Genomic DNA, 26453 nt, shown 5'->3' with positions numbered 1-26453 from the left:
CCTCCGGGGGAGGACGACCGCGCAGCGGTCAGGAGGGGGCAAGTTCACAGACGATCCCGTAGTCCGTACCAGCTCAGCCCTGCGACGGTTAGCGGCCAGCGCAGCAGGCCGCCGCCCGGAAACGGCGGGGTCGGCAGACGCGACAGCAGATCCACGCCAGCGCCTTCGCCCAGCGCCGCGTCGGCCAGCAGCTTGCCGACATAGGGGGCCAGCATCACCCCCTGCCCCGAATAGCCGGACGCCACCCGAACGCCGGGCGCGACCTGCGCCACGAACGGCACGCGGTTCATGGTGATGCCCAGGGTGCCGCCCCAGGCGTGGCTGATCTTCACGTCTTTCAGTCGCGGATAGATCTTCAGCATGTGTCGACGGACGAAGCCGGCGATGTCGGCCGGGAAGCCCGGGCGGTAGTTCTCGCCGCCGCCAAACAGCAGCCGGCCATCCGGGGTCTTGCGGAAATAGTTCACGACAAAACGGCTGTCGGCCACGGCGGCGTCGGAGGTGATGATCTGGTCGGCCAGATCACCCAACGGCTCGGTGGTCAGGATGAAGTTGTTGATCGGCATGACCCGATCCCGCGCCCGACCCGCCATGTGGTTGAGGCTGCCGTCGCCACTGACGATCAGCTGGTCGCAGGTGACCCGGCTATCGGCGGTGAACACCACGATCTTGCCGCCCTGGCGGGTCCAGGACAGCGCGCGGCTGTGCTCGGAGAGTGTCGCGCCAGCGGCCATGGCCGCGCGGGCCAGGCCAAGGGCCAGGTTCAGCGGATGCAGGTGGCCCCCGTCCCGGTCGATCAGCCCGCCATGATAGACGTCTGTCCCGAGATCCCGGGCCAGATCATCGGTTCCGACCAGGGACAGGGCGTCATAGCCATAGCGCCGGGCCATGTGCTCGATATGGGCCGCGTCTTCGGCCTCGCCGCCTGAACGGTGGCGAGCATGGATCATGCCGGGCTTGAGGTCGCAGGCGATGGCGTGCTCGGCGATGGTGGCGTGCAGGTGCGTCCGCCCGTCCTGGGCCAGTCGCCACAGGGCCATGGCGTCGTCCTGGCCCACCGTCTTTTCCAGCCAGGCCTGATCACGGCGATGGCCGGTATGGACCTGCCCGCCATTGCGGCCCGACGCCTGCGACCCGACACGGCCCGCTTCAAGCACGATCACAGAGACGCCGCGCCGGGCCAGCTGGAGCGCTGCGCCCAGGCCGGTATAGCCCGCGCCGATCACGCAGACATCGGCGCGGACATCGCCCCTGAGCGGAAGCAGGCTTGGGAAGGGCGTGGCGGTGTCGGCGTACCAGGAGGTCGTCTCCCTTCCCCCTTGATGGGGGAAGGGCTTTGAGGCGCTAAACATTCAGCAACAGGAACTCGCGCTCCCAGGGACTGATCGTGCGCATGAAGGTCTCGTACTCGGCCTGTTTAACGTGGTCATAGGCCTGGCAGAAGACCGGCCCCAGGATATCGACCAGGTCCTGGCAGGCCTCGAACAGCTTCAGGGATTCGGTCAGGCTGCGCGGCAGTTCGATGCCCCGGGCGCCGGCGTCGGTGAGAACCGGCGGGCTGGGCTTGAGGTCCTTGACCATGCCCAGATAGCCGGCCGCCAGGGTCGCGGCGATGGCCAGATAGGGATTGGCGTCCGACGAGGGGATGCGGTTTTCCAGTCGCCGGTTGGCGGGGTTCGACGGCGGCACGCGCAGGCCGCAGGTGCGATTGTCATAGCCCCACTGGGTGTTGACCGGCGCGCCGGAGTCCTTGGCGATCCGGCGGTAGGAATTCACATAGGGCGCCAGTATGGCCATGATCGCCGGCAGATAGGTCTGCTGACCGGCGATGAAATTGTGGAACAGCGCCGTCTCTTCCCCGGTCTTGGGGTGGGAGAACAGGTTCTGGCCATCCTTGTCGATGATCGACTGGTGGACATGCATGGCGCTGCCCGGCTCTGACGCCATCGGCTTGGCCATGAAGGTGGCGTAGATCTCGTGCTCCAGCGCCACCTCGCGGATGGTGCGCTTGAACATGAATACCTGGTCGGCCAGTTCCAGCGGCGGACCATGGCGCAGGTTGATCTCCATCTGAGCCACGCCGCTTTCGTGGATCAGGGTGTCGATCTCCAGACCCTGGCGTTCAGAGTATTCGTACATGTCCTCGAACAGCGCATCGAACTCGTTGACCGCGCTGATCGAATAGCCTTGGCGCCCGGTCTCGGGCCGGCCCGAGCGGCCGATCGGCGGTTTCAGCGGATAGTCCGGGTCAGTGTTTTTGTCGACGAGATAGAACTCGATCTCCGGGGCCACGATCGGCACCCAGCCCTTTTCGGCATACAGGGCCAGTACCCGGCGCAACACCTGGCGCGGGCTTTCCTCCACCGGCCGGCCGTCGGGATGGTAGGCGTCGTGGATCACCTGGGCGGTGGGATCCTGGGCCCAGGGCACGGCGGCCAGGGTGGCGAAATCCGGGGTCAGCACGATGTCGGTGTCGGCCTGCACCGAATTGACCACCCCCTCGAACTCGGGGAAGTCGCCGGTGATGGTCTGGTAAAACACAGCCAGCGGCAGGTTCATCGACGGCGTGCCCAGGAACTTGCGCACCGGCATGATCTTGCCGCGCGCCACGCCGGCCAGGTCGGGCACGACGCACTCGATCTCCTCGATATTCTGCCGGGTGAACCAGGCTTGCGCCTCCTCCAGCGTGGCGACGCCACGCTTCACCCGCTGGTCCGGCTTGGTCTTCTTGTGCTTGGGCTGTTTCATGACGCGGCCTCAGGCTTCAGGGCGCGGAGCACCGGTTCGGCCTCGATCAGCGACTTGCGGATGATCCCCACCAGCTCGTCGATCTGGGCGTGGGTGATGATCAGGGGCGGGCAGCAGACGATGCTGTCGCGGATGGCCCGCACCATCAGGCCGTTCTTGATGCAGATATCGCGCACGATGGGTCCGGCCTCGCCCTCCTTGTCGAGGAAGCGATGGTTCGTACCCTTCTCGCGGACGATCTCGACCGCGCCGATCAGGCCCAGCGAGCGGGCCTCGCCCACCAGCGGCAGGTCGTTCAGCGTGGCCAGGGCCTTGGCCAGATAGGGGCCAGTGTCCTCGCGGGTGCGCTCGACCAGGCCCTCGCGCTCCAGGATCTCGATGTTCTTAAGCGCCACGGCGCAGCAGGTCGGGTGGCCCGAATAGGTAAAGCCGTGGATGAAGTCCCCGCCCTTTTCCTTCAGCTCGGCGACGATGAAGTCGGCAACGCCCACGGCGCTGATCGGCAGGTAGCCCGACGACAGGCCCTTGGCCATGGCGATCATGTCGGGCTTGATCCCGTAGTGCTGGTGGCCGAACCACTGGCCCAGCCGCCCATAACCGCAGATCACCTCGTCGCAGACCAGCAGGATGCCGTACTTGCGGCAGACGGCCTCGACCGCCGGCCAGTAGCCGTCAGGCGGTATGATCACCCCGCCGGCGCCCTGGACGGGCTCGCCGATGAAGGCGGCGACATTCTCGGGGCCGACCGCCAGGATCCGATCCTCGATCTCCTTGACCGCCCGGTCGCGGAAGGCGGCCGTATCCTCGCCGAAGCCCTCGCCGAAGGGATAGGGCTGCATCACGTGCTCGACGCCGGGGATCGGCAGGTCGCCCTGCACATGCATGTGCTTCATGCCGCCCAGGCTGACCCCCGCCACGGTCGAGCCGTGATAGGCGTTCCAGCGGCTGATGAAGATCGTGCGCTGCGGCTGGCCCTTCAGCTTCCAGTAGTGGCGGGCCAGGCGGAAGACGGTGTCATTGGCTTCCGACCCGGACGAGTTGAAGAACACGTGGGTCAGATTGCCGCCCATCTTCTCGGCGATCTTGGCGGCCAGCCGGATCGGCGGCGGCGAGGCGGTCTTGAAGAAGGTGTTGTAGTAGGGCAGCTCCAGCATCTGGTCATAGGCCGCCTGGGCCAGTTCCTGGCGGCCGTAGCCGACGTTCACGCACCACAGGCCAGCCATGCCGTCGAGGATCTGGTGGCCCTCGCCGTCGTGGATATAGATCCCGTCAGCGCGGGTGATGATCCGGCTGCCGCCCAGCTCCTGCTGCAGCTTGTAGTCGGTCTGGGCCGGCAGGTGGTGAGCCAGGTCCAGGCGCTTGAGCTCGGCGATGTCGTGGTTTCGGATCGGGACAGTCATTGGGGTATGTTCCTACGCGACGTCTTTTTGGGGCGCTCCCGCCGAGGCGGGACCGACGAGCGGCGCGCCTCTGAGGGCGCGTCCGAAAAGCTGGAAGAAAATCTGGGATTGCGGATGGGCGGCGGTCTGCCACTCGGGATGCCACTGCACGGCCAGGACCGGCGCGCCGTTGACGGTGGCCGAGACCGCCTCGACCACGCCATCGGGGGCGCGGGCCTCGACGGTCAGGCCCTCGCCTAGCCGGTCGACGCCCTGATAGTGCACCGAATTGACCACCGCCCGCTCGGTCCCGAACGCGGCCGACAGCACGCCGCCGGGGGTCAGGTCGACCGGATGCAGATGGTCGAACATGCCGTTGAAATCGACCTCGTCAGGTGCATGGTGCGCGATCAGCTCGGCGCTGGAGGCCATGTCGCGGCGCAGGGTGCCGCCGAACGCGACATTGATCTCCTGGAAGCCCCGGCAGACGCCGAACACCGGCCGACCCAGGTCGAGCATGGCCTTGATCAGGTCGGCGGTCGTGGTGTCGCGGGCCAGGTCGAACGGGCCGGGCGCGTCGCCGATCTCCTCGCCGTAAAGCGCGGGATCCAGGTTCGAGGGGCTGCCGGTCAGCATCAGCCCGTCCAGCCGCGCGGCGACTTCCGAGGCCTTCATCAGCTGCGGCATCGACGGCACCAGCAGGGCGGCGACATCGGCATACTGCATGGCGCCGGCGACATAGCGGTTCATCACCGCCTGGGCCGGCTCGATCCCGACGGTGCGGGTGCAGCAGATGATGCCGGCGACGGGACGGGTCATGACAACAGCACCGCCGGCGAACAGGCGTGCCAGCACAGCCAGACCTCTTCGCCCAGCTTGAAGTCTTCCTGGTCCCAGCGGGTCAGGTTGGAGCGGTGGACCTTGATACTGCGGCCGCCCCCGGACGGTTTGGCGATCTCGACCTCATAGACCGACGAGCCGCCCAGATAGGCCTCGTGCTTGATGACACCCGCCACCGCGTTGGCGCCCTTGGGGGCGTCGCCCAGATTGGGCGGGGTGTCGTCGGTCTTCTTGTGCAGCTCGATCTTCTCTGGCCGGATCGCCGCCCAGGCCGCGCCGCCGCGCGGGCCGGTGACGCCGTGATCGAGAAAGATGTCCACCGGCAGGTCAGGCGAGCGGATGATCGCATGGCTGGGCTCGTCCACCGCCAGCACACCCTCGAACAGGTTCACGCTGCCGATGAAGTCGGCCACGAAGCGGCTGTTGGGAAACTCGTACAGGTCGCTGGGCGTGGCCACCTGCTGCAGCACGCCGCGGTTCATCACCGCGCAGCGGGTGGCCAGGGCCAGGGCCTCGTCCTGGTCGTGGGTGACCATGATGAAGGTGATGCCGACCTTCTCCTGCAGGGTGCACAGCTCGGTGCGCATCTGCTCCCGCAGCTTGGCGTCCAGGGCCGACAGCGGCTCGTCCAGCAGCAGCACGCGGGGGCGCTTGACCAGAGCCCGCGCCAGCGCAACGCGTTGCCGCTGGCCGCCCGACAGCTGGTCGGGCTTGCGGCCGCCCAGACCGCCCAGCTGCACCAGCTCCAGGGCCTCCTCGACGCGCTTGTTGCGCTCGGCGGTCGGCACGCGATCCACCTTCAGGCCATAGGCGACATTGTCGGCGACGCTCATGTGCGGGAACACCGCATAGGACTGGAACACCATGTTCACCGGCCGCTTGTTGGGCGGCACGGTCGAGACGTCCTGGCCGTCGATCAGGATCCGGCCCTCGCTGGGGGTCTCGAAGCCGGCCAGCATCCGCAGCAGGGTGGTCTTGCCGCAGCCCGACGGGCCCAGCAGCGAGAAGAACTCGCCCTCCTCGACGCTGAGCGAGACGTTGTCGACGGCCACCATCTTGCCAAAGCGCTTGGTGACGTTCTCGAAGGTGATGATGCTCACGACTTCTCTCCCCCATGTCCGGCCGTGGCCGCCGAATTGCCCTGCATCTTCAGCGCCGCCGCCGTCAGGATCACGGTCAGCACGATCAGTATGGTCGAGGCCGCATTGACCTCGGGCGTCACCGAGAAGCGGACCATCGAATAGACCTTCACCGGGAAGGTCACGGTGTCGGGTCCGGCCGTGAAGAAGGTGATCACGAAGTCATCGAGGCTCAAGGTGAAGGCCAGCAGCGCCCCGGCCACCAGAGACGGGGCCATGTGCGGCAGGATCACGTCCTTGATCGTTCGCCATTCGCCGGCCCCTAGATCGCGGGCCGCCTCTTCCATCTCGCGGTTGAAACTGGTCATCCGGGCCCGCACCACCACCGCCACGAACGGGAACGAGAACGAGACGTGGGCGATGATGATCGCCCCCAGGTTCAGCGGCCACACCATGCCCTGCGGCCACGGCATCACCTTGGCGAAGAACACCAGCATGGCCACGCCCATGCAGATTTCGGGCACCACGATGGGCAGGGCCAGGGCCCCGTTCAGGGCCGTCTTGCCGGGGAAGCGGAACCGCCAGAGGGCCAGGGCGACCATGGCGCCCAGCGCCACGCTGACCACGGTCGAGACGGCCGCGATGGTCAGGCTGTTGCCGAACGCCTCGATCAGGCCCGCATTGTTGAAGGCCTTCTCGTAATATTTGAGCGTGAAGCCCTTCCAGACGATGTTGCGCCGGCTGTCATTGAAGCTGAAGGCCATCAGGGCGATCAGCGGCGCGTAGAGGAAGATCGCCACCGCCGCCAGCCAGGCCTGCATCTGCCAGCGGCGGAGATATTCGAGGGGACCGGGAGCGGAGCGTTTCGCCATCACTTGGCCTCCGGGGTCTTGCGAGACAGCACCGCCTGGATCGCGATGGCGATGAAGGTCAGGTACATCAGCAGGAACGACATCGCCGCGCCGAACGGCCAGTCATTGGCTCGCTTGAACTGGCGCTCAATGACATTAGCGATCATCTGGCTGTCGGGACCGCCCAGCAGGTCGGGCGTCAGATAGGCCCCCAGGGCCGGGATGAAGGTGATCAGCACGCCCGACGCAATGCCCGGCAGGGCCAGGGGCACGACCACCTTGAACAGCGTCTGCAGATGGCCGGCGCCGAGGTCGAGACTGGCCTCCAGCAGCGACTTGTCCAGCCGGTCCAGGGCCGAATACAGCGGCAGCACCATGAACGGCAGGTGCACATAGATCAGGCCGAGAATGACCGCGAAATTGTTGTGCAGCAGCTCCAGCGGCTGGAAGTCGCCGAGCGGCTGCAGGCCCAGCAGGGCCGCCGCCGTGCCCCCGCCCTTCCACAGCCACTCCAGCCCCATATTGACGTAGCCCTCGGTCCGCAGCACCGCGATCAGGGCGTAGGTGCGGATCAGCAGGTTGGTCCAGAACGGCAGCATGATCAGCAGCAGCAGCCAGGTCTTGGTCTTTTCGGACGCGAAGGTGATGGCCAGGGCCACCGGAAAGCCGATCACCAGGCACAGCCCCGTGGTGATGGCCGCCACCCAGGCCGATTTCAGGAAGATCTTCAGATACAGCGGCTCGATCGCCCGGGCGTAGTTCTTGAACGTGCCGGTGATGGCGATCTCGGTCAGGCCGTCGTTATTGCCAAAGCTGTAGGCCCAGACGATGGCCAGCGGCACGAGGAAGAACAGCACAAGCCAGAACAGCGGCGGGCCGAGCGCGCCGGCGAACACCGCCTTGGCCTGTTTCCAGCTCTGTTCCATCCCAACCCCCTGTCCTAGGTAGATGCTCCCCCTCTGGGGGAGCTGTCGCGGAGCGACTGAGGGGGCTAATGCGGCCTAGGCCGCGCTGCCCCCTCCGGCCCTCTGGGCCACCTCCCCCCGGAGGGGGAGGATCTGGCCTAAGCCGCCCGCACCCGCGTGATGACTTCCTCGTACTGGCTGGCCTTTTCGGCGCCTTCGAAGGCGCCGTATTCGCACTTGGACATCACATCCAGCGGCGGGAAGATCACCGGATTGTTCTTGTAGTCGTCGGGCATCAGCGCCTTGGCCGCCGCGTTGGGCGTCGGATAGAGGATGGTCTTGGAGATCGCCGCCCCGGCCTGCGCGTCCAGCAGATAGTTGATGAACTTGTGGGCGTTCAGCGGACGCGGCGCGCCCTTGGGGATGCACAGGGTGTCGGAATTGATCAGGCTGCCTTCCTTGGGCACCACGAAGCCGACATCGTCGTCCTCGGTCATCAGCTGGGCGATGTCGCCGTTGTATTCCAGGACCAGATCCACCTCGCCCGAGGCCAGCATGTCCTGGCCGTTGTCGTCGTGGAACGCCTTGATGAACGGCTTCTGCTTGATCAGCATCGCCTCGATCTCGGCGAGCAGTTCGGGCGGGATCTTGTTGACGCTGTGGCCCTTGTACTTGGCCGACAGGCGGATCAGGTCGGCGCTTTCCGACAGCAGGGCGATCTTGCCTTTGTACTGGTCGCTGTCGAACAGGTACTTCCAGCTGTCAGGAACGCCCTTCACCTTGCTCTTGCGATAGCCGATGCCGAGCACCAGCCAGGTATAGGGCATCGAATATTTGCGGCCCGGATCGTATTCCGGGTCCATGAAGGCCGGGTCGATGTTCGTCAGATTCGGGATCTTGGCATGGTCCAGCGGCTCCAGAAGGCCCGCCTGGCCCATGCGGGTGACGAACTCGTTGGACGGCACGATCACGTCAAAGCCCGGATTGCCGGCCTTCAGCTTGGCGAACAGCTCATCATTGGTGGCGAACAGGCTCATGTTCACGTCAACGCCGGTGGCCGTCTTGAAGTCGGCCAGGGTGGTGTCGCCGATATAGGTGTCCCAGTTGTAGAAGTTCAGCTTGGCTTCCTCGGCGCCGGCGGCGGCCGGCGCGGGCTTCTCGCCGCAGGCGGTGAAGGTCAGGCCGATGGCGGCGGCGCCCGTGGCCGTCAGCAGCGATCGGCGGTTCATTCCGGCCCGTTGCATGCCCCGTTGGGTAATGGTGCTCATGGTCCCTCAAAGCTCCCTATTTGTTCGAAGCCGGCGATCCCCCCGGCGGTTTTCAACCCAAAGCCATTGCCGCGCAGCGTGATCACGCGTTGCGCAGGTACCAATCGAAATCGAGGCTGGTGACCACCTCGAAGAACCTCGCCTGTTCGGTCCGCTTCACCGACACGAACATGTCCACAAAGCGATCACCCAGATAGTCGCGCAGCACGGCCGACTGATCGAACAGATCGACCGAGGCGAACCAGTGGGACGGCAGACGCGACTTCTCCTTGGCCGCGGCCGCATAGCCGTCGCCGACCACCGCCGGGCCCGGATCGATCTTGTTGGTCAGGCCGTGGTGAGCGCTGGCCAGCAGCACGGCCATCACCAGATAGGGGTTGCCGTCCGCGCCCGCGACGCGGTGCTCGACATGGCGCGTCGGGGCCGGACCGGCCGGAATACGCAGAGACACCGTGCGGTTATTGACGCCCCAGGTCGCCGCGACCGGCGCATAGCTGTTGGCCTTGAAGCGGCGATAGCTGTTGGCGTTGGGCGCCAGGATGGCCATGCCCTCGCCCAGCAGCTGCTTCATGCCGCCGATGGCGTGGCGCAGCATCGGCGAGCCCTCGGGGTCCTCGTCAGCGCACAGGTTGTTGCCGTCCTTGTCGTTGAAGCTGACATGGACGTGGAAGCCGTTGCCCGCCTTGTCGGCCCAGGGCTTGGCCATGAAGGTAGCCTCGCAGCCATGGCGCAGGGCCACGCCCTTGGCCATGCGCTTGTACAGCAGGGCGTCGTCGCAGGCCCGCAGCGCATCAGGCTTGTGCTTGAGGGTCAGCTCGACCTGGCTGGGGGCGAACTCCGAGATGGCCCCTTCCAGCGGCACGCCGATCACGTCGGCGGTGTCCCACAGCTCGCGCAGGAACGGGGCGATGGCCTCCAGCTCGGGCAGGCCATAGACCTCAATGCCGTGCGGGCGACGGCCCGTCTGCAGGGACTTGGGCGGCTGCAGGTCGCCGTCGGCGGTGCGCTCCAGGTCGACCAAGTAATATTCCAGCTCGCAGGCGGCGACCGGCGTCAGGCCGTCGGCGGCGTAGCGGTCCAGCACCCGCTGCAGCACGTGGCGCGGGTCCAGATCGTTGGGCGTGCCGTCCAGCTCGTAGAGGGACAGCATGACCTGGGCCATGTCGTCGCCCAGCCACGGGGCCAGGGTCAGGGTGCCGGGCACCGGCCGCGCGCGGCGGTCGGCGTCGCCGTCTTCCCAGACCAGACCGGTATCCTCGCAATCGGCCCCGGTGGTGTCGACCACCAGGATCGAGCCTGGCAGGAAGCGGCCATAGTCATAGACCGCCTGCAGCTCATGCACCCGCAGCCGCTTGCCGCGCGGCACGCCGGTCATGCTGGTGAAGAACACATCGACAAACCGCACCTGCGGATTGGCGGCCAGGAAGTCGCGGCATTCCTGGGGATCGGCGACCATGGGATGGCTCATGCGGACAGGCCCTCGATCTCGGCGGCGAACCCGTCGACGGCCGCGACCAACCGGTCGATCGACGCGTCTTCAGTTACCGGCGACACCAGCATCATGTTGTGGAAGGGCGCAATCAGCACGCCCCGGTTCATCAGCCACAGATGAAGCGCGGCCACGAGGTCGTGGTCCAGCGCCTTGCGCATCTGGGCGGCATTTTTTGGCGCAGGATCGGCGAAGACCAGCTCGACCCGCGCCCCGACATGGACCACAGACCAGGGCAGACCGCGCGCCGCGATCACACCATTCAGCCCGGCCACCAGACGCTCGGCCCCGGCCAGCATGCGGTCATAGGCGGCGGGCGTCATGACCTCGGTCAGCATGGCGCGCATGGCCGCCATGGCCAGGGCGTTGCCCGACAGGGTGGTGCCGATGCCCGACTGGCCCGGTCCGATCCGCGCCTGGGCTTCGTCCATGCGCTCGGAGAGCTCGGCCGTGACGCCCCAGACGGCGGCCGGCACGCCGCCGGCGATGGCCTTGCCCACCACAAACATGTCGGGCTCCAGCCCGTGCAGACCGGCATAGCCGCCGGGACCGCTGGACAGGGTGTGGGTCTCGTCGAGGATCAGCAGGGTTCCGGAGTCGCGGGTCAGCCGGCGCAGGGCCTCGTGAAAGCCGGGCTCGGGCAGGATCATCCCGCAATTGGTCATCACCGGCTCGGCCAGGACGGCGGCCACCTGGTCGGAGGCCAGGGCCATTTCCAGGGCGGCCAGGTCGTTGAACGGTACGACCCAGGTGGTGGCGGTCAGGTCGTGGACCTGGCCCAGCAGGCCCGGCTTCATCACCCGCTGGCCGTCCCGAAGCACAACGAAGGCGTCCTCGACCATGCCGTGATAACAGCCGTCGAACACCAGGATCACCGGCCGCTGCGTGACCGCCCGCGCCCAGCGGATGGCGGCGCGGTTGGCGTCGCTGGCCGTGGTCGCCGTCTGCCACAGCGGCAGGCCGAAACGCTCGGCCAGCAGCCGGCCGACGAGGATCGCGCTGGCCGTCGGCAGCATGAAGCCCGCGCCGCGCCGGATCTGGCCCGACACCGCCGAGGCCACCGCCGCATCGCCATGGCCGAACATCGACGGCGTGTCGCCCAGGCAGAAGTCGTCATACAGCTTGCCGTCGACATCGGTGATCTGGGCCCCGACGCCCTGGGCCGCGAAGATCGGGCTGGGACTGGCCCAGTCGTTCATCCAGTGCATCGGCGCGCCGCCGCGCCAGACCTGCGCCGCCTGCCCGGCCATCGCCACGCTGCGCGGATGCTCGGCCGTGAAGCGCGCGGCTTCGGCCTGCATCAACCCCTCGAGGGTGGACGCGTTGGCGAGTTCCGCCATCATCCCGCCGCCCCGAAAAAAACTCCCGTCATTCCCGCCCTTGTGGCGGGAACCCCTGGTTCAGCTGACACGTGAAGCGCATTGGCGGGCCGGCCCGCCACACCACCGCCCCTGCGGCGGACAGAGGAGTTCCCGCCACAAGGGCGGGAATGACGGGAGATGGGGAAATGGCGGCGCGAACGCATCATCCCTTCACCCCGCCAAAGCACAGGTATTTGGTCTCGAAATACTCATCCAGCCCCTCGGACGCGCCCTCCCGGCCCAGGCCCGATTCCTTGACCCCGCCGAACGGCGCGACCTCGGTGGAGATGATGCCTTCGTTGATGCCGACCATGCCGGCCTCGATGGCCTCGGCCACCCGCCAGCAGCGGCCGACATCGCGGCTGTAGAAATAGGCGGCCAGGCCAAACGGCGTGGCGTTGGCCAGGTCGATGGCTTCCTGCTCGGTCTCGAACTTCACGATGGGGGCGACCGGGCCGAAGATCTCCTCCTGAAACAAGCGCATGTCCGCTGTCGCGCCGGTCAGGACGGTGGGCTGGTAGAACAGGCCGCCCAGGCCATGCGCGTCGCCGCCGATCAGGACGACGGCGCCGGCCTCAACCGCCTCGCGCACCAGGCTGTCGACCTTGATCAGCGCCTTGTCATTGATCAGCGGACCGATGGTCACGCCCTCGCCCGTGCCAGGACCGACCTTCATCGCCGCCACCTTCTGCGTCAGCCGGGCGGCGAAGGCGTCATGGATGCCCGACTGCACGATCAGCCGGTTGGCGCAGACGCAGGTCTGGCCGGTGTTGCGGTACTTGCTGGCGATGGCGCCGTCGACGGCGGCCTCCAGATCGGCGTCATCAAAGACGATGAACGGCGCATTGCCGCCCAGCTCGAGGCTGAGCTTCTTCATGGTGCCGGCGCACTGAGCGTACAGCGTCTTGCCCACGGGGGTGGAGCCGGTGAACGACAGCTTGCGCACGCGCGGGTCATCGCACAGCGCCTTGCCGATGGCGCTGGCGTCCTTGCCGGTGACGATGTTCAGCACCCCGGCCGGCACACCCGCCGCCATCGCCAGCCGGGCGATGGCCAGGGCGCACAGCGGGGTCTCGGCCGCCGGCTTGACCACCACCGTGCAGCCGGCCGCCAGGGCCGGGCCGACCTTGCGGGTGATCATGGCGATCGGGAAGTTCCACGGCGCGATGGCCGCGCACACCCCGACCGGCTGCTTGATCGACATCAGCCGCTTGTTGGGATCCGGCGTCGGGATCGACTGGCCGTGGCCGCGCTTGGCCTCCTCGGCGAACCAGTCGATGAAACTGGCCCCATAGACGACCTCGCCCCGCGCCTCGGCCAGGGGCTTGCCCTGCTCGGCGGTCATCAGCCGGGCCAGGTCGTCGGCGTTAGCGAGCATCAGGTCGCTCCACCGCCGCAGGATCGCCCCGCGATCCTTGGCGGTGCGCGCGGCCCAGGCCGGGAAGGCGCGATGGGCGGCGTCGATGGCGATGACGGTCTGCATCGCGCCCAAATCAGCGACCTGCGCGATCACCGTCCCGTCAGCCGGGTTGGTCACCTCGAAGGTCGCGTCGGCCTGGATCCACAGGCCATCGATAAGGGCGGCGGTTTCGACGAGCTTCAGGCCGGTCATGGGGAGGTCACCTCAGCGTCACGCACACCGACGTCAGGTCGGCGTGTTGGTTCAACGCATGAAGGGCGGCGGGGAGGGTCACGGGCAGGCTTTCCTGAAACTGTGATCACAGTTCGCGGCCTCAGCGCGCCTGTCAAGACGGCCGCTCATGCGCCCGCCTCCACGGCGGTCCGCATCTTGTCCATGCCTTCAGACAGGTCAGCGGCGATGGCGCGGCGGGCGCCGTCGGCGTCGCGGGCCTTCAGGGCGGCGATCGCCTCGGCGTGACGGTCGGCCGGCAGGCTGCCGGTGCCGACGCGCCCGAACACCACCCGCATGAACGGCCCGATCTGCAGCCATAGCCCGCCGGCCATCGACAGCAGCACATCGGCGCCCGACCGCTCATAGATCGCGAAGTGAAAGGCGTGGTTGGCGGTCATGTAGCCGTCGACATCGCCGGCCGCCAGCGCGGCGTCCAGCCGGGCGTCGATGGCCTGCAGGGTCCGGATCAGCCCCTCGTCGGCATGGCGCGCGGCGCGGGCGGCCAGCTCGGGCTCGATCCACAACCGGGCCTGGGACAGCTGGGCCAGCCGGTCGGCGGTCAGGGACGGCACCGACAGGCGCTTGTTGGCCGGATTGATCGCCAGGGCCCGCTCGGCCGCCAGCCGCCGCACGGCGTCGCGCACCGGCATCGGACTGACCCCCAGCTCGGCGGCCAGGCTGCGCAGGGACACCCCGACGCCGGGCGCGATGCGGCCGGTGATCAGGGCCTGACGGATGGCGTCATAAACCTGGTCATGTACGGCCGTGGAATCGGCCAGGGCGCGTCTTTGCGGGGCGGCGGGCACGAAGGGGCTTCCAGAAAGCGGTCAATTGCGATCACAGTGCATGATCCCTCGCCCGACGCCAGCCCCCGGCCCAGCCTTCGAGACCGCCCATGCCCGATTTCGGCGCCAACAACCTCGACGCCTTCTGGATGCCCTTCACGCCCAACCGGCGGTTCAAGGCCCATCCGCGCATGCTCTCCAGCGCCCGGGACATGCATTACAAGACGCCGGAAGGCCGCGAGATCCTCGACGCCACCTCGGGCCTGTGGTGCGTCAATGCCGGCCACGACCGCCCCCGCATTCGCGAGGCGATCCAGAAGCAGGCCGCCGAGATGGACTACGCCCCCTGCTTCAACATGGGCCATCCCCTGGCCTTCGCCTTCGCCAGCCAGCTGGCCCAGGTGACGCCGCAGGGCCTGGACCGGATCTTTTTCACCAACAGCGGCTCGGAGTCGGTCGACACCGCCCTGAAGATCGCGCTGGCCTATCACCGCGCCCGGGGCAAGGGCACCAAGACCCGGCTGATCGGCCGCGAGCGCGGCTATCACGGCGTCGGGTTCGGCGGCATTTCGGTGGGCGGCATCCCCAAGAACCGGATGTATTTCGGCTCGCTGCTGACCGGCGTCGACCACCTGCCCCACACGCACGGCGTGGCCGGCAACCTGTTCGCCAAGGGCGAGCCCGAGCACGGCGCCGACCTGGCCGACACTCTGGAGAAGATCGTCGCCCTGCATGACGCCTCCAACATCGCCGCCGTGATCGTCGAGCCGGTCGCGGGCTCGACCGGCGTGCTGATCCCGCCGAAAGGCTATCTGCAGCGCCTGCGGGCGATCTGCGACAGGCACGACATCCTGCTGATCTTCGACGAGGTGATCACCGGCTTTGGCCGCCTGGGCGCGCCGTTCGCCGCCGACCGCTTCGGCGTCACGCCCGACCTGATCTGCATGGCCAAGGGCCTGACCAACGCCGCCGTACCCTGCGGCGCCGTCGCCGCCAGCAGCAAGATCTATGACGCCATGATGGAGGGCGCCGACGCCCCCATCGAGCTGTTCCACGGCTACACCTATTCGGCCCACCCCCTGGCCTGCGCCGCCGGCATCGCGACGCTGGAGACCTACAAGGAAGACGACCTGTTCGCCCGGGCGGCGGGCATGGAGGCCTACTGGCAGGAGGCCATGCACAGCCTGAAGGACGCCCGCCACGTTATCGACATCCGCAATCTGGGCCTGATCGGCGGCATCGAGCTGGAGCCCCGCGCCGGCGCCCCCACGGCGCGGGCGATGGAGGTGTTCGAGGCGGCTTTCGACACCGGCCTGCTGATCCGCGTGACCGCCGACATCATCGCCCTGTCGCCGCCGCTGATCATCGAAAAGAGCCACGTGGACCAGGTGGTCGAGACCCTGCGCGACGTGCTGGCGAAGGTCGACTAGGCGCCCGAACCCACCCGGAATTGATCCCGATCAATTGCAACCCGCCGCCGGGGCGCACACTCAAATCTGACCCCCACTGGGCCCGAGCGTCACCATGTCATCGCCCTTGATCGCCACCCGTCGCCTGATCCTCATCCTGGCCGCCGGCGCCAGCCTGGTCGGCTGCGCGTCCACCCCGGGAGAGCCGTCAAAGGCCGATCTGGTAACGCGCGGACGCAATCTGGCCCTGACCGAATGCTCGCAGTGCCACGCGGTAGGCTCCAGCGCCGGCAACCCCAAGACCGCCGCGCCCAGCTTCGCCAGCGTCGCCCAGACCTATCGCAACACCCGCCTCGACTGGGAGCTGGAAGCGATCTCGCAGGTCGGCCACTACCGCATGCCGCGCAAGCCCCTGACCTCGATCGATATCGCCGACCTGACGGCCTACATCCGCTCGCTGGATCGCGCGCCGCGTTAGACGGCGTGATGTGGGGGCGCTGAGGCGGACCTTGCGGGGTTCGGTTGGGGTGGTTCGTGTTCGTTGCTCCCTCTCCCAAAGGGAGAGGGTTGGGGTGAGGGGTTACGGCGTTCGACGGAGTGCCGGCACGCCGTCAAGCCTCGTAACCCCTCACCCTCCCACCGCTTCGCGGCGGGCCCCTCCCTCTCCCTAAAGGAGAGGGATTTAGGTCAGCAACGGGTCGAAAGCACGCTTTGCCTTCCCGCCCAAAAGCGGACGCCCGGCGTCCCGCTCATCCTTAAATCTCTTGGAGGCAGCAGCGTGCCGGCCTGTCCAGGTTGGTCCGCCGACACCGGTCTCCGACCGGCCGCGACGCGGCGGCCCGCAGGGCCGTCCTTGAGCAACCTGGAAAGACCGGCGATCGTCTCACCGTGAGATTTAAGGATGGCTCCCTTCGGCGCGAGCGAGAAGGGGTCTTCGACAACCACAAACTCTTGTCATCCCGGCCGCAGCGAAGCGGAGCGCCGGGACCCAGGGGCAACCGCAATGCGCCGGCCCCTGGGTCCCGGGTCGGCTTCGCCGCCCGGGATGACAAGAGTTTGTTGGGCGCCAATGGGGATAGAGGGCGCTCAATCCCCGTTCTCGCGAGAACAAACCCCAACCCGATCAACCATTTGCAAAAAACTTGATCGCGCCCATCAGACGCGTCGAAACCGCCCGCATAATCAATCTCACCTGACAGCACGGGAAGGGCGTCCGGCCGGCGACCAGCGACGGCTGTCAGGGGTGATCGAGCGGGGCCACCGTTCGGGCCAAGGCCCGGGCGGCCGGTTTAAAGAGAGGGCGGGTGACGTAAACCCGCCTATCGGGGGCAAGCCAAGGCCTCCGCCCGTCCGAAGGTTCGCTCCGGGTTCCTCCGGAATCGGCGCGGCTGCAGCCCAAGGCTGGGTCCGTCGCGAGGAGGGCAAAACCCGGGTGGGGCAAAAGGCTGAACAGGCCTGCGCACCCCGGCCAGAGGGATAACGATCACGCGGAGCGTCTGTCTTCGTCGAAACGGTATTCAACTATCCAATCATCCGGGCGAGGCCCGGGCGCTCCGCGACCCTTCCCATTCCCATCGCAGCGAAAGCGCGAGGTTGTGAAACCGTGTCCGCCAGACTTGCCCCCTACGGGCTGCTGCGCAGCCGTCTTCCCCCGGAGGGGGAAGATGAAACGCGAAGCGGTCAGGAGGGGGCCAGTGGCTTCGACGGAGAAATGACACCGGTGGACAAATCCGCGCCTCGCCTCCATTTTCGCGCCTCGACACCGGCGCCGCAGACGCCGCTCCACCGGGGATGAAACCGATGCGCCGCCCGCTTCACAACGCCGCCAGCCTGACCGCCCTGACCCTCGCCCTGACCGCCTGCGCCACCGCGTCCGGCGTAGCCGCGCCGAAAGAGGTGGTCGCGTTCCCCGGCGCAGAGGGCGCGGGTCGCCTGAGTGTCGGCGGACGCGGCGGGGCGGTGATCAGGGTCACCAACCTGGAGGACGCCGGACCCGGCTCGCTACGCGCCGCCGTCGAGGCCAAGGGGCCGCGCACCGTCGTCTTCGCGGTGGCCGGCACGATCGCCCTGAAGAGCCCGCTGAAGATCGCCAACGGCCAGATCACCCTCGCCGGCCAGACCGCGCCGGGCGGCGGGATCACCCTGCGCGACCAGACCCTGATCGTGGCCGCCGACGATGTGGTGATCCGCTTCATCCGCTCGCGGCTCGGCGCCGAAAGCCGCACCGAGGGCGACGCGATCTGGATCGCCAAGGGCCGCCGCATCATCCTGGACCACGTCTCGGCCAGCTGGTCGGTGGACGAGACCCTGTCGGCCTCGGCCCGCTTCGACAATCCCGACCAGGGTTTTTATGACCTGACCGTGCAATGGTCGATCATCAGCGAAAGCCTGGCCCAGTCGATCCACGCCAAGGGCGACCACGGCTATGGCAGCCTGATCCGCGGCGGCCAGGGCTCGAAGATCAGCTTCCACCACAATCTGTGGGCCAATCACCTGGCCCGCATGCCGCGCCCCGGCAACTATGACGGGCCCGACAAGGACCCCGTCGGGGCCTTCATCGAGTTCCGCTCCAACGTCTTCTACAACTGGGGCAAGGGCCATGCCGGCTATGACGCCGACAAGGCGGCGCTGGTCGCCTACAACTTCGTCGACAACGCCTATGTCATGGGCCCCAGCTCTGAAAAGGCCATCGCCTTCAACGAGAGCAACAGCCTGGCCCGGGCCTGGTTCGCCGGCAACAGCATGAACGGCGTGGTTCCGGCCGATCCGTGGAGCCTGGTCACCGGCCTGCAGGTGGAAGGCTATCGCCAGGCGGCTCCGATCGACATCGCGTCCATCGCCGCCGATCCCGCCGCCAGCGCCTATGACCGCGTGCTGGCCGACGCCGGGGCTTCGGTCTGGCGCGACACGGTCGATCTGCGCGTGATCGAGGGCGTCAGGACCAGAACCGGCAAGATCATCAACAACGAACAGGATGTCGGCGGCTGGCCCGTGCTGGCGCCCGGCGTCGCCGCGCCGGATACGGACAGCGACGGCATGCCGGATGCGTGGGAAGCAGCCCACGGGCTCAATTCGAAGAAGCCCGATGGCGCGGCGCCAGCCAAGGAAGGCTCAGGCTGGACGAACCTGGAGCTTTATCTGGCCGATGCGGCGAAGGTTCGGGGATGAGCGGCAAATCCTCCCCCTCTGGGGGAGGTGGCCCAGAGGGCCGGAGGGGGCCAGCGCGGCCTAAGCCCAGACACCCCCTCAGTCGCTCCGCGACAGCTCCCCCGAAGGGGGAGCATCTACCAATCGCTTTTGCCCCGCCCCCCGCTTTCCGCTAGAAGCCCCGCCATGTCGCACAACACCTTCGGTCATCTGTTCCGCGTCACAACCTGGGGCGAAAGCCATGGGCCGGCGCTCGGCTGCGTCGTCGACGGCTGCCCTCCCGGCATCGCCCTGACGGCGGAAATGATCCAGGACTTCCTCGACAAGCGCCGGCCGGGACAGGGCAAGTTCGTCACCCAGCGCCAGGAACCGGACGCGGTGCGCATCCTGTCAGGCGTGTTCGAGGACAGCCGCAGCGACGGCCAGCGCACGACCGGCACGCCGATCTCGCTGATGATCGACAACACCGACCAGCGCTCGAAAGACTATGGCGAGATCGCCCAGGCCTTCCGGCCGGGCCATGCCGACTATCCCTATTTCGCCAAGTACGGCGTGCGCGACTATCGCGGCGGCGGGCGCAGCTCGGCCCGCGAGACCGCCGCCCGGGTGGCGGCCGGCGCCATCGCCCGGCTGGTCATCCCCGGCGTGAGCGTGCGCGCGGCCCTGGTGCAGATCGGCCCGCACGCCATCGACCGCTCGCGCTGGGACTGGAGCGAGGTCGACAACAATCCCTACTGGTCGCCCGATGCGGCGATCATTCCGGTGTGGGAAGAGCACCTGGAAAAGATCCGCAAGGCCGGCTCCTCGACCGGGGCCATCGTCGAGGTCGAGGCGACCGGCGTGCCGGCCGGCTGGGGCGCGCCGCTGTATGGCAAGCTGGACGCCGAGCTGGCGGCGGCCCTGATGTCGATCAACGCCGCCAAGGGCGTCGAGATCGGCGAGGGTTTCGCCAGCGCCGCCCTGACCGGCGAGGACAATGCCGACCAGATGCGGATGGGGAATGACGGTCCGGTGTTCCTGACCAACCATGCCGGCGGCGTGCTGGGCGGCCTCTCGACCGGCCAGCCGGTGGTGGCCCGGGTGGCCTTCAAACCCACCTCCTCCATCCTGATCCCGCGCGACACCGTCAACGAGGCGGGCGAAGAGGTGGAGCTGCGCACCAAGGGCCGCCACGATCCCTGCGTGGGCATTCGCGGGGTGCCGGTGGTCGAGGCCATGACCGCCTGCGTCCTGGCCGACGCCTTCCTGCGCCATCGCGCCCAGACCGGCGGCGGGGCCTTTCACCCGGGCCAGACAGACCGTTTCTGAGACCACTGGTCTGTCAACTTTATCCAATATGGTCTGATCACTGAAAACACTCAGGTTTTTGGGTTGACCTCTTACATTGCGAAGCTGTAATGCTTCTTCCAATGCGGACATCTTGTGATTGATTCGTGCATAGGTTGCGCTAGTGCGCGTTAGGGCTCAAGAAAACGCGTGCGCTTCGACACCCTGAAAATTCTGCTCGTCGACGACAATCAGCACATGCGGCTGCTGTTGACCGAGATGCTGCGCGCCATCGGCGTCCGGAACATCTTTGAGGCCATCGACGGCGCCGAGGCGCTGCAAATGATGCAGCGCGTGCCGATCGACATCGTCATTACCGACCTGAAGATGGGCCTGCTGGGCGGCATCGAGTTCGTCAACCTGCTGCGCCGCTCGCCCGCCAGTCCCAATCCCTTCGCGCCGGTCCTGATGGTGACTGGCCATTCGACGATGCGGCGCGTCCAGGACGCCCGCGACGCCGGGGTCAACGAGTTCCTGACCAAGCCGGTGACCGGCCGTAGCCTGGTCCATCGCCTGACCCTGCTGATCGAGCATCCCCGCCCGTTCATCCGCTGCGAGGGCTATTTCGGCCCCGATCGGCGACGGCAGGTAGCCGCCGGATACAAGGGCCCCTGGCGGCGGGACGAGGACGCGATCGCCATCGACTTCGGCTAAGCCGGTCTTAAGACCTGTTAGCCATCATGGGATCGCTGTTAGCCGGGATAAGCGAGCCATGACCGCCAAACGTCTGATGTCCACCGCCGCCCTGGTCGCGCTGGGCCTGAGCCTGCAGGGCTGCATCGCGGCCAGCGCCGTCGGCATGGTGGCCGGCACCGCCATTGGCGTCACCGGCGCCGTGGTCGGGGGCGCCGCCAAGGTTGGCGGCAAGGCCGTCGTCGCCACCGGCAAGGCGGTGATCCCAGGCGAAAGCGCCAAGGACCGCGACAAGCGCGAATATGAAGAGTGGAAGCGCTCGCGCTAAAGCCTCGACCCTAAAGGCAAAGCGCGCAGCTTTCGCCGATAGTCGGACGCGAGATCACCACGCGCGACAGACCCGGAAAGGTCGGCGTCAAGCGTTCGGCGAAATACAGGCACAGACGCTCCAGGGTCGGGCTTTCCAGACCGGGGCGATCGTTCAGCAGGCCATGATCCAGCTCGGTGGCCACGGCCTTGAGCGCCGTGTCCAGGCCCTCCAGGTCGGCGACCCAGCCGGCGTCCTGCATCTGCCCCTTCACGCTGGCCTCCACCTTGAACGAGTGGCCGTGCAGCTTGCGGTAGCGATGGTCGGCGGGACCTTGCTCGATGTAGTGAGCCGCGTCGAACGTCGCGGCCTTCGTGATCTCGAAGACAGGCTTCATCAGGTACTTCTTTTGACAGGGCCTGGGAGGCTCTAGCGCAACGACCCTGTCACCAGGTCGAGCGCCTTATCCGTCAGGGCAGGCCGAGATATTTGTGTGTTTGGACGCTTAAACGCCATTGAGGGTGGGAAAGGCAATAGGCGACCGCCAATTGCGTGTTCCGGTCGCGATCGGGACCATCCATCGGCTGCAGGTAGAAGCGCTCGAAATCCAGGCTTTCGAACCGCTCAGGCAGGGCCTTGTCCTGCGGATAGACCAGCTTCAGCTCCTGGCCCCGGGTCTGGACGACGGGCGCGTCGGCCTTGGGGCTGATGCAGACCCAGTCGATGCCGTCAGGCGCTTCGACGGTGCCGTTGCTCTCCACCGCGATCATGAAACCCCGGGCGTGCAGGGCCGCGATGGCGGGCGGATCCAGTTGCAGCAGCGGCTCGCCGCCGGTGCAGACGACAAGCCGGTCGTTCGGCCCGCCTGTCCACTGGGCCTCGACCGCATCGGCCAGAGCCTCGGCCGTGGCGAACTTTCCACCGTTCTCGCCGTCCGTGCCGACGAAATCAGTGTCGCAGAAGGTGCAGACGGCCTTGGCGCGATCCTGCTCGCGGCCGGTCCACAGGTTGCAGCCGGAAAACCGGCAGAACACCGCCGCCTTGCCCGCCTGCCCGCCCTCGCCCTGCAGGGTCAGGAAAATCTCTTTCACCGAATAGGTCACGAGACCAGGACCTCGCGTCCCGCCGCGTCCCAGTCTTCATAGCCCTTCTGGCGCAGGTCGCAGGCCGGGCAGTCGCCGCAGCCGTGGCCCCAGGGGTGCAGGTCGCCGCGCTCGCCCCGATAGCAGGTGTGGCTCTCGACCACGATCAGATCGACCAGATCCTCGCCGCCCAGCGCCTTGGCCAGGGCCCAGGTTTCCGCCTTGGTCAGGGTCATCAGCGGGGTTTCGATGCGGAAGTCGCGATCCATGCCCAGGTTCAGCGCGGTCTGCATGGCGTCCAGCGTGTCGCGCCGACAGTCCGGATAGCCCGAGAAGTCGGTCTCGCACATGCCGCCGACCAAGGCCGGGATGCCGCGCCGGTCGGCCAGGGCTGCGGCATAGATCAGGAACACCAGGTTGCGGCCGGGCACGAAGGTCGAGGGCAGGCCGCGGTCGGTCATCTCGATGGCCCGGTCGGCGGTCAGGGCGCTCTCGGCGACCGCGCCGAAACCCTTGAGGTCCAGCACATGGTCTTCGCCCAGGCGCTCGGCCCAGTGCGGAAAGCGGGCGGCGATCTGGTGACGCACAGCCACGCGCGCCTCCATCTCGATGACGTGCCGCTGGCCATAGTCGAAGCCGACCGTCTCGACGCGGGCATAGCGCTCCAGCGCCCAGGCCAGGCAGACGCTGCTGTCCTGGCCGCCGGAGAACAGCACCAGGGCGGCGTCAGTCATGAACGGTTCTCCGGCCCGGCGCGCGGCGGGCTGCACAAGAGTAGAAACAGAAAGCCATGGCTCCCTCTACACCAGGCGGCGACGGCTCGAAACGGTCCAGCGGCGCGGCGGGGTCCAGCAACGGCTCGCCAGGGCGCATCAAGCCCCGAAAAACAATGATCTGGGTCAATACCCAAGGCCGTAATCGCCCAACACCGCAGGAGGCCGCAAACCATTGCGCCCGGGTTTTGGGCCCCTCTGCCGAGACTGCCGCAAGGTAAGCGCCAAACCCGCTTTTCTAATACCGGTGGAAACTTGCCCCAAACAGGAGAACGTGATGCCGGGGAAAGTGAAAAGGCGTAACCTATCGCTGTTCACTTAGGCTGACGGCAGTTGACAGTCAAAGAACGCAAGTATGCAATCTGCCTATGCTGCGAGGGGTCCGCCGTACGCCCGCGTAGCGCGAATTGTACGGCGCCGAGGAAACAAGCGACGCACGCAGGGTCCGCCATAAGGAGCCGCGGCGTTCAGGGAGGGAATTCGAATGTCGCAATCTTCGCGTTTGCGGAGCCTGCTGGCCATGGGCGCTTCGGCGGCCGTGCTCGCAGCCGTCGCCACACCCGTGCTGGCCCAGACCGGTCAGCAGACCACGGTCATCGAGGAACTGGTCGTCACCGCCCAGAAGAAGGAAGAAGCCCTTCAGGACGTGCCGATCGCGGTTTCCGCCTTCAGCCAGGATACGCTTGAAGCCCAGAAGATCGACGGGGGTCCGAATCTTCAGCTTGCCATTCCGAACGTCAGCTTCGCCAAGAGCAACTTCACCAACAGCTTCAACTTCCAGATCCGCGGCATCGGGGCCCGGGCGGTCGGCGCATCGGCCGACGCCGGCGTCGGCGTCCACCTGAACAACGCCCCCCAGCAGTCGGGCAACCTGTTCGAAGCCGAATTCTACGACATGGAGCGCGTGGAAGTTCTGCGCGGCCCGCAAGGCACGCTGTACGGCCGCAACGCCACTGGCGGCGTGGTCAACCTGATCACCGCCAAGCCGACCGACACCTTCGAAGCCATGGCCCGCGCCGAAGTCGGCAACTACGGGACCCAGAAGGTCCGCGGCATGATCAACGTGCCGATCTTCGGCGACAAGCTCGCCATCCGGGCCGCCGGCGCCTATCTGAAGCGCGACGGCTTCATGACCAACACGTTCACCGGCAACAAGGTGGACGACCGGGATCTGTACTCGACCCGCATCTCGGTGATGTTCAACCCGACGGAAAAGCTGCGCACCAACTTCCTGTGGGAGCGCTTCGATGAAGAAGACGCCCGCTCGCGCACCGGCAAGCAGCTGTGCACCAAGGACAACGGCCCCGCCACCGTCGGCGGCGTCGCGACCGGCGCGGCGCGCATCTTCCTGACCCAGGGCTGTCTGCCCGGCTCGCTTTACAGCAACAACGCCTATGGCACCGTCAACAGCTCGGGCACGCTCACCGGCGAACTGGGCAACATCTTCGGCTTCACCAGCGGCGACGTGAACGCTGGCGACACCACGGACAAGGATCTGAACAAGTTCGAGTCGTCGTTCGACCCGATCTATCAGTCCAAGTCGGACGTCTATCAGTTCACCCTGAACTACGACCTGACCGACAGCCTGACCATCACGGCCATGACGTCGTACAGCGAGAACTCGGTCTATTCGAAGCAGGACTACAACCGCAACGTCTCGGCCGTGCCGTTCAACAACACGCCCTTCACGCCGGGCGGCTTCTTCACCGATCCGCAGACGGGCCGGACGAACAAGTTCACCACGCTGGACATCTCGTCCAACGCGGCCGAGCAGTTCAGTCAGGAATTCCGCCTGTCGTCGAACTTCGATGGCCCGCTGAACTTCAACATCGGCGGCATCCACTTCGACTACGAGACGGTCACCGACTATTATGTGATCGGCAACTCGCTGACCCTGTCGGCCCTGGCCCTGAACGCCACCACGCCGGGCAATGGCGGCAATCCAAACTGTAATCCGGTCACCCTGCCGCTGACCTGTATCGGCATCGACACCGGGGCCACGCCCAATGGCTCGGGCCACAACTATTATGACAACCGCACCCCCTACCGCCTGAAGTCGGACGCCCTGTTTGGCGAAATGTACTGGCAGGCCAATGACAAGCTGAAGTTCACCCTGGGCCTGCGCCAGACGCGCGACCGCAAGGAAGTCGACAACTACAAGACCGTGCTGCTCGCGCCGGGCACCGGCCTGGTCCTCGACCCGGTCACGCCGACCGCCAAGGTCAGCTTCAGTGAACTGACCGGCCGCTTCGGCTTCGACTACAAGCCAGAGCTGTCGATGACCGACGACACCCTGGTCTATGCCTTCTATTCCAAAGGCTACAAGGGCGGCGGCATCAATCCGGGCGTGCCTGCCAACGCCGTCGGCATCCCCCAAACCTTCGAACCGGAATTCGTCAACGCGTTCGAACTGGGCACCAAGAACACCCTGATGGGTGGCAGCCTGATCATGAACGCGACAGGCTTCTACTACGACTACCAAGGCTACCAGATCTCGAAGATCGTCAACCGCACCTCGGTCAACGAGAACGTCAACGCCAAGGTCTATGGCTTGGAGTTCGAGTCGATCTGGTCGCCGATCTACAATCTGCGCATCAACGCCAATGTCGGTTACCTGCACACCGAGATCGGCAAGGGCGTGAAGTCGATCGACACGATGGACCGCACGCAGAGCAACCCGGCCTACACCTTGGTCAAGGTCGGCCCGGGCCTGCCCAACGCCAGCGTCGGCGCCAACTGCGTGCTCAGCACGGCCGGCGTCGCCACCCTGCTGGCCATCGGCCAGGGCGGCACCCTGCCCTTCGCCTGCGGCGGTCCGGCGGTGTTTGCCGGCTTCCTGCAGAGCCGAGGCGCTCCTGCGGCCACGGCCAACTTCCTGGCCAATGGCACCGGCCTCTATAACTACGGCGCCGGCTATTCGATCGAAGGTACGGCGGCTGACATCTCCGGCAACGAGCTGCCCAGTTCGCCGCATTGGACGACCTCGATCGGCGCCCAGTATCGTTGGGACATGGCGGCCGGCTGGTCGGCCACGCTGCGCGGCGACTACTACCGCCAGACGGGGCAGTACGCCCGGGTCTACAACACCGCCTATGACCGCCTGAAGGCCTGGGACAACGCCAACCTGACCCTCAAGCTCGAGAAGTCGGAATGGGGCCTGGAGGTCGACGCCTATGTGAAGAACCTGCTGAACGACGTTCCGATCATCGACGCCTATACCAGCGACGATTCCTCGGGCCTGTTCACCAACGTCATCACTCAGGAGCCGCGCCTCTACGGTGTGAGCATCACCAAGAAGTGGTAACCGGCTGTCCCTGAAGGGACGCTCTTCTGCAGGGGGCGGCGGGTCATCCCGCCGCCCCTTTTTATGGCCTGATGGTCTGCCCGTGGTCCCGAGATTGGGTGCGCCGGAAGCAACTTTCCTGAGAATCGGCCTCG

At 66.8% G+C, this 26453-nt stretch carries 22 protein-coding genes and 2 pseudogenes; 9 read left to right on the top strand and 15 right to left on the bottom strand.

Annotation, left to right across the window (positions count from 1 at the left end; genetic code table 11):
• Positions 1 to 44: 44 nt before the first annotated feature.
• The 12 genes from ACW176_RS09255 to ACW176_RS09200 all read right to left on the bottom strand — a co-directional run bounded on the left by ACW176_RS09255 (position 45) and on the right by ACW176_RS09200 (position 14359).
• A complete protein-coding gene (locus tag ACW176_RS09255) occupies positions 45 to 1352 on the bottom strand; it encodes an NAD(P)/FAD-dependent oxidoreductase (protein WP_492111734.1) in 1308 nt (435 codons plus the stop codon).
• Positions 1345 to 2748: a glutamine synthetase family protein gene (locus ACW176_RS09250; protein WP_492058245.1), complete on the bottom strand. Its 1404-nt coding sequence runs from the start codon at positions 2746 to 2748 to the stop codon at positions 1345 to 1347. Before ACW176_RS09250 ends, ACW176_RS09255 begins: the two co-directional genes overlap by 8 nt.
• The gene (locus tag ACW176_RS09245) at positions 2745 to 4148 is read right to left on the bottom strand and encodes an aspartate aminotransferase family protein (protein WP_492111733.1); all 1404 of its coding nucleotides are present in this window, start codon (positions 4146 to 4148) and stop codon (positions 2745 to 2747) included. Before ACW176_RS09245 ends, ACW176_RS09250 begins: the two co-directional genes overlap by 4 nt.
• 12 nt (positions 4149 to 4160) lie before the next feature.
• On the bottom strand, positions 4161 to 4946 hold the full coding sequence (locus ACW176_RS09240; protein WP_419320044.1) for a gamma-glutamyl-gamma-aminobutyrate hydrolase family protein: 786 nt from the start codon (positions 4944 to 4946) through the stop codon (positions 4161 to 4163).
• Entirely contained in the window at positions 4943 to 6022 is a 1080-nt protein-coding gene (locus ACW176_RS09235) for an ABC transporter ATP-binding protein (protein WP_492111900.1), read from the bottom strand. Before ACW176_RS09235 ends, ACW176_RS09240 begins: the two co-directional genes overlap by 4 nt.
• A 41-nt stretch (positions 6023 to 6063) precedes the next feature.
• Positions 6064 to 6918, bottom strand: a complete 855-nt coding sequence (locus tag ACW176_RS09230) for an ABC transporter permease (protein WP_492111732.1) — start codon at positions 6916 to 6918, stop codon at positions 6064 to 6066.
• Complete coding sequence (locus ACW176_RS09225) at positions 6918 to 7823, bottom strand: ABC transporter permease (RefSeq protein ID WP_492111731.1); 906 nt, start codon at positions 7821 to 7823, stop codon at positions 6918 to 6920. Before ACW176_RS09225 ends, ACW176_RS09230 begins: the two co-directional genes overlap by 1 nt.
• Before the next feature lie 137 nt (positions 7824 to 7960).
• Positions 7961 to 9070, bottom strand: coding sequence for an ABC transporter substrate-binding protein (locus ACW176_RS09220; RefSeq protein WP_492111730.1), 1110 nt, complete (start codon positions 9068 to 9070; stop codon positions 7961 to 7963).
• An 82-nt stretch (positions 9071 to 9152) separates the two neighbouring features.
• Complete coding sequence (locus tag ACW176_RS09215; RefSeq protein ID WP_492111899.1) at positions 9153 to 10526, bottom strand: glutamine synthetase family protein; 1374 nt, start codon at positions 10524 to 10526, stop codon at positions 9153 to 9155.
• An 8-nt stretch (positions 10527 to 10534) separates the two neighbouring features.
• A complete protein-coding gene (locus tag ACW176_RS09210; RefSeq protein ID WP_492111729.1) occupies positions 10535 to 11902 on the bottom strand; it encodes an aspartate aminotransferase family protein in 1368 nt (455 codons plus the stop codon).
• Between the two features lie 181 nt (positions 11903 to 12083).
• Entirely contained in the window at positions 12084 to 13532 is a 1449-nt protein-coding gene (locus ACW176_RS09205) for an NAD-dependent succinate-semialdehyde dehydrogenase (RefSeq protein ID WP_492111728.1), read from the bottom strand.
• A 146-nt stretch (positions 13533 to 13678) separates the two neighbouring features.
• Positions 13679 to 14359 (bottom strand): GntR family transcriptional regulator, encoded by a 681-nt coding sequence (locus tag ACW176_RS09200; RefSeq protein WP_492111727.1) that lies wholly within the window; start codon positions 14357 to 14359, stop codon positions 13679 to 13681.
• An 89-nt stretch (positions 14360 to 14448) separates the two neighbouring features.
• On the opposite strand from ACW176_RS09200, the gene aptA reads away from it, so the two are divergent.
• From aptA to ACW176_RS09160, 8 genes and pseudogenes are all read left to right on the top strand, one after another.
• Positions 14449 to 15768, top strand: coding sequence for an omega-aminotransferase AptA (gene aptA / locus ACW176_RS09195; protein ID WP_492111726.1), 1320 nt, complete (start codon positions 14449 to 14451; stop codon positions 15766 to 15768).
• A 94-nt stretch (positions 15769 to 15862) separates the two neighbouring features.
• Positions 15863 to 16225: a c-type cytochrome gene (locus tag ACW176_RS09190; RefSeq protein WP_492111725.1), complete on the top strand. Its 363-nt coding sequence runs from the start codon at positions 15863 to 15865 to the stop codon at positions 16223 to 16225.
• Positions 16226 to 16235: 10 nt separating this feature from the next.
• A pseudogene (locus ACW176_RS09185) lies at positions 16236 to 16415 on the top strand (hypothetical protein); the annotation flags it as partial.
• A gap of 278 nt (positions 16416 to 16693) precedes the next feature.
• Positions 16694 to 16780 (top strand): annotated as a pseudogene (locus ACW176_RS09180) (hypothetical protein); the annotation flags it as partial.
• Positions 16781 to 17547: 767 nt separating this feature from the next.
• Positions 17548 to 18915 carry a pectate lyase family protein gene (locus tag ACW176_RS09175; RefSeq protein WP_492111724.1) on the top strand — a complete coding sequence of 456 codons (1368 nt, stop codon included), beginning with the start codon at positions 17548 to 17550 and terminating at the stop codon, positions 18913 to 18915.
• Between the two features lie 165 nt (positions 18916 to 19080).
• Positions 19081 to 20202, top strand: a complete 1122-nt coding sequence (gene aroC / locus ACW176_RS09170; RefSeq protein WP_492111723.1) for a chorismate synthase — start codon at positions 19081 to 19083, stop codon at positions 20200 to 20202.
• Between the two features lie 168 nt (positions 20203 to 20370).
• Complete coding sequence (locus ACW176_RS09165) at positions 20371 to 20874, top strand: response regulator (protein ID WP_492111722.1); 504 nt, start codon at positions 20371 to 20373, stop codon at positions 20872 to 20874.
• A 58-nt stretch (positions 20875 to 20932) separates the two neighbouring features.
• Positions 20933 to 21181, top strand: coding sequence for a hypothetical protein (locus ACW176_RS09160; protein WP_492111721.1), 249 nt, complete (start codon positions 20933 to 20935; stop codon positions 21179 to 21181).
• A 10-nt stretch (positions 21182 to 21191) separates the two neighbouring features.
• Here the strand turns inward: ACW176_RS09160 and ACW176_RS09155 are convergent, their stop codons facing one another.
• From ACW176_RS09155 to queC, 3 genes are all read right to left on the bottom strand, one after another.
• A complete protein-coding gene (locus tag ACW176_RS09155; RefSeq protein ID WP_419320025.1) occupies positions 21192 to 21557 on the bottom strand; it encodes a 6-carboxytetrahydropterin synthase in 366 nt (121 codons plus the stop codon).
• Positions 21558 to 21630: 73 nt separating this feature from the next.
• Entirely contained in the window at positions 21631 to 22263 is a 633-nt protein-coding gene (gene queE / locus ACW176_RS09150) for a 7-carboxy-7-deazaguanine synthase (protein WP_419320022.1), read from the bottom strand.
• Positions 22260 to 22976 (bottom strand): 7-cyano-7-deazaguanine synthase QueC, encoded by a 717-nt coding sequence (gene queC / locus ACW176_RS09145; protein ID WP_492111720.1) that lies wholly within the window; start codon positions 22974 to 22976, stop codon positions 22260 to 22262. Before queC ends, queE begins: the two co-directional genes overlap by 4 nt.
• Before the next feature lie 523 nt (positions 22977 to 23499).
• On the opposite strand from queC, the gene ACW176_RS09140 reads away from it, so the two are divergent.
• On the top strand, positions 23500 to 26319 hold the full coding sequence (locus tag ACW176_RS09140) for a TonB-dependent receptor (RefSeq protein ID WP_492111719.1): 2820 nt from the start codon (positions 23500 to 23502) through the stop codon (positions 26317 to 26319).
• Positions 26320 to 26453 lie beyond the last annotated feature (134 nt).

It is taken from the genome of Caulobacter sp. FV1ye13L (assembly GCF_058681155.1).
This window is presented reverse-complemented; position numbering and strand designations above follow the sequence as displayed.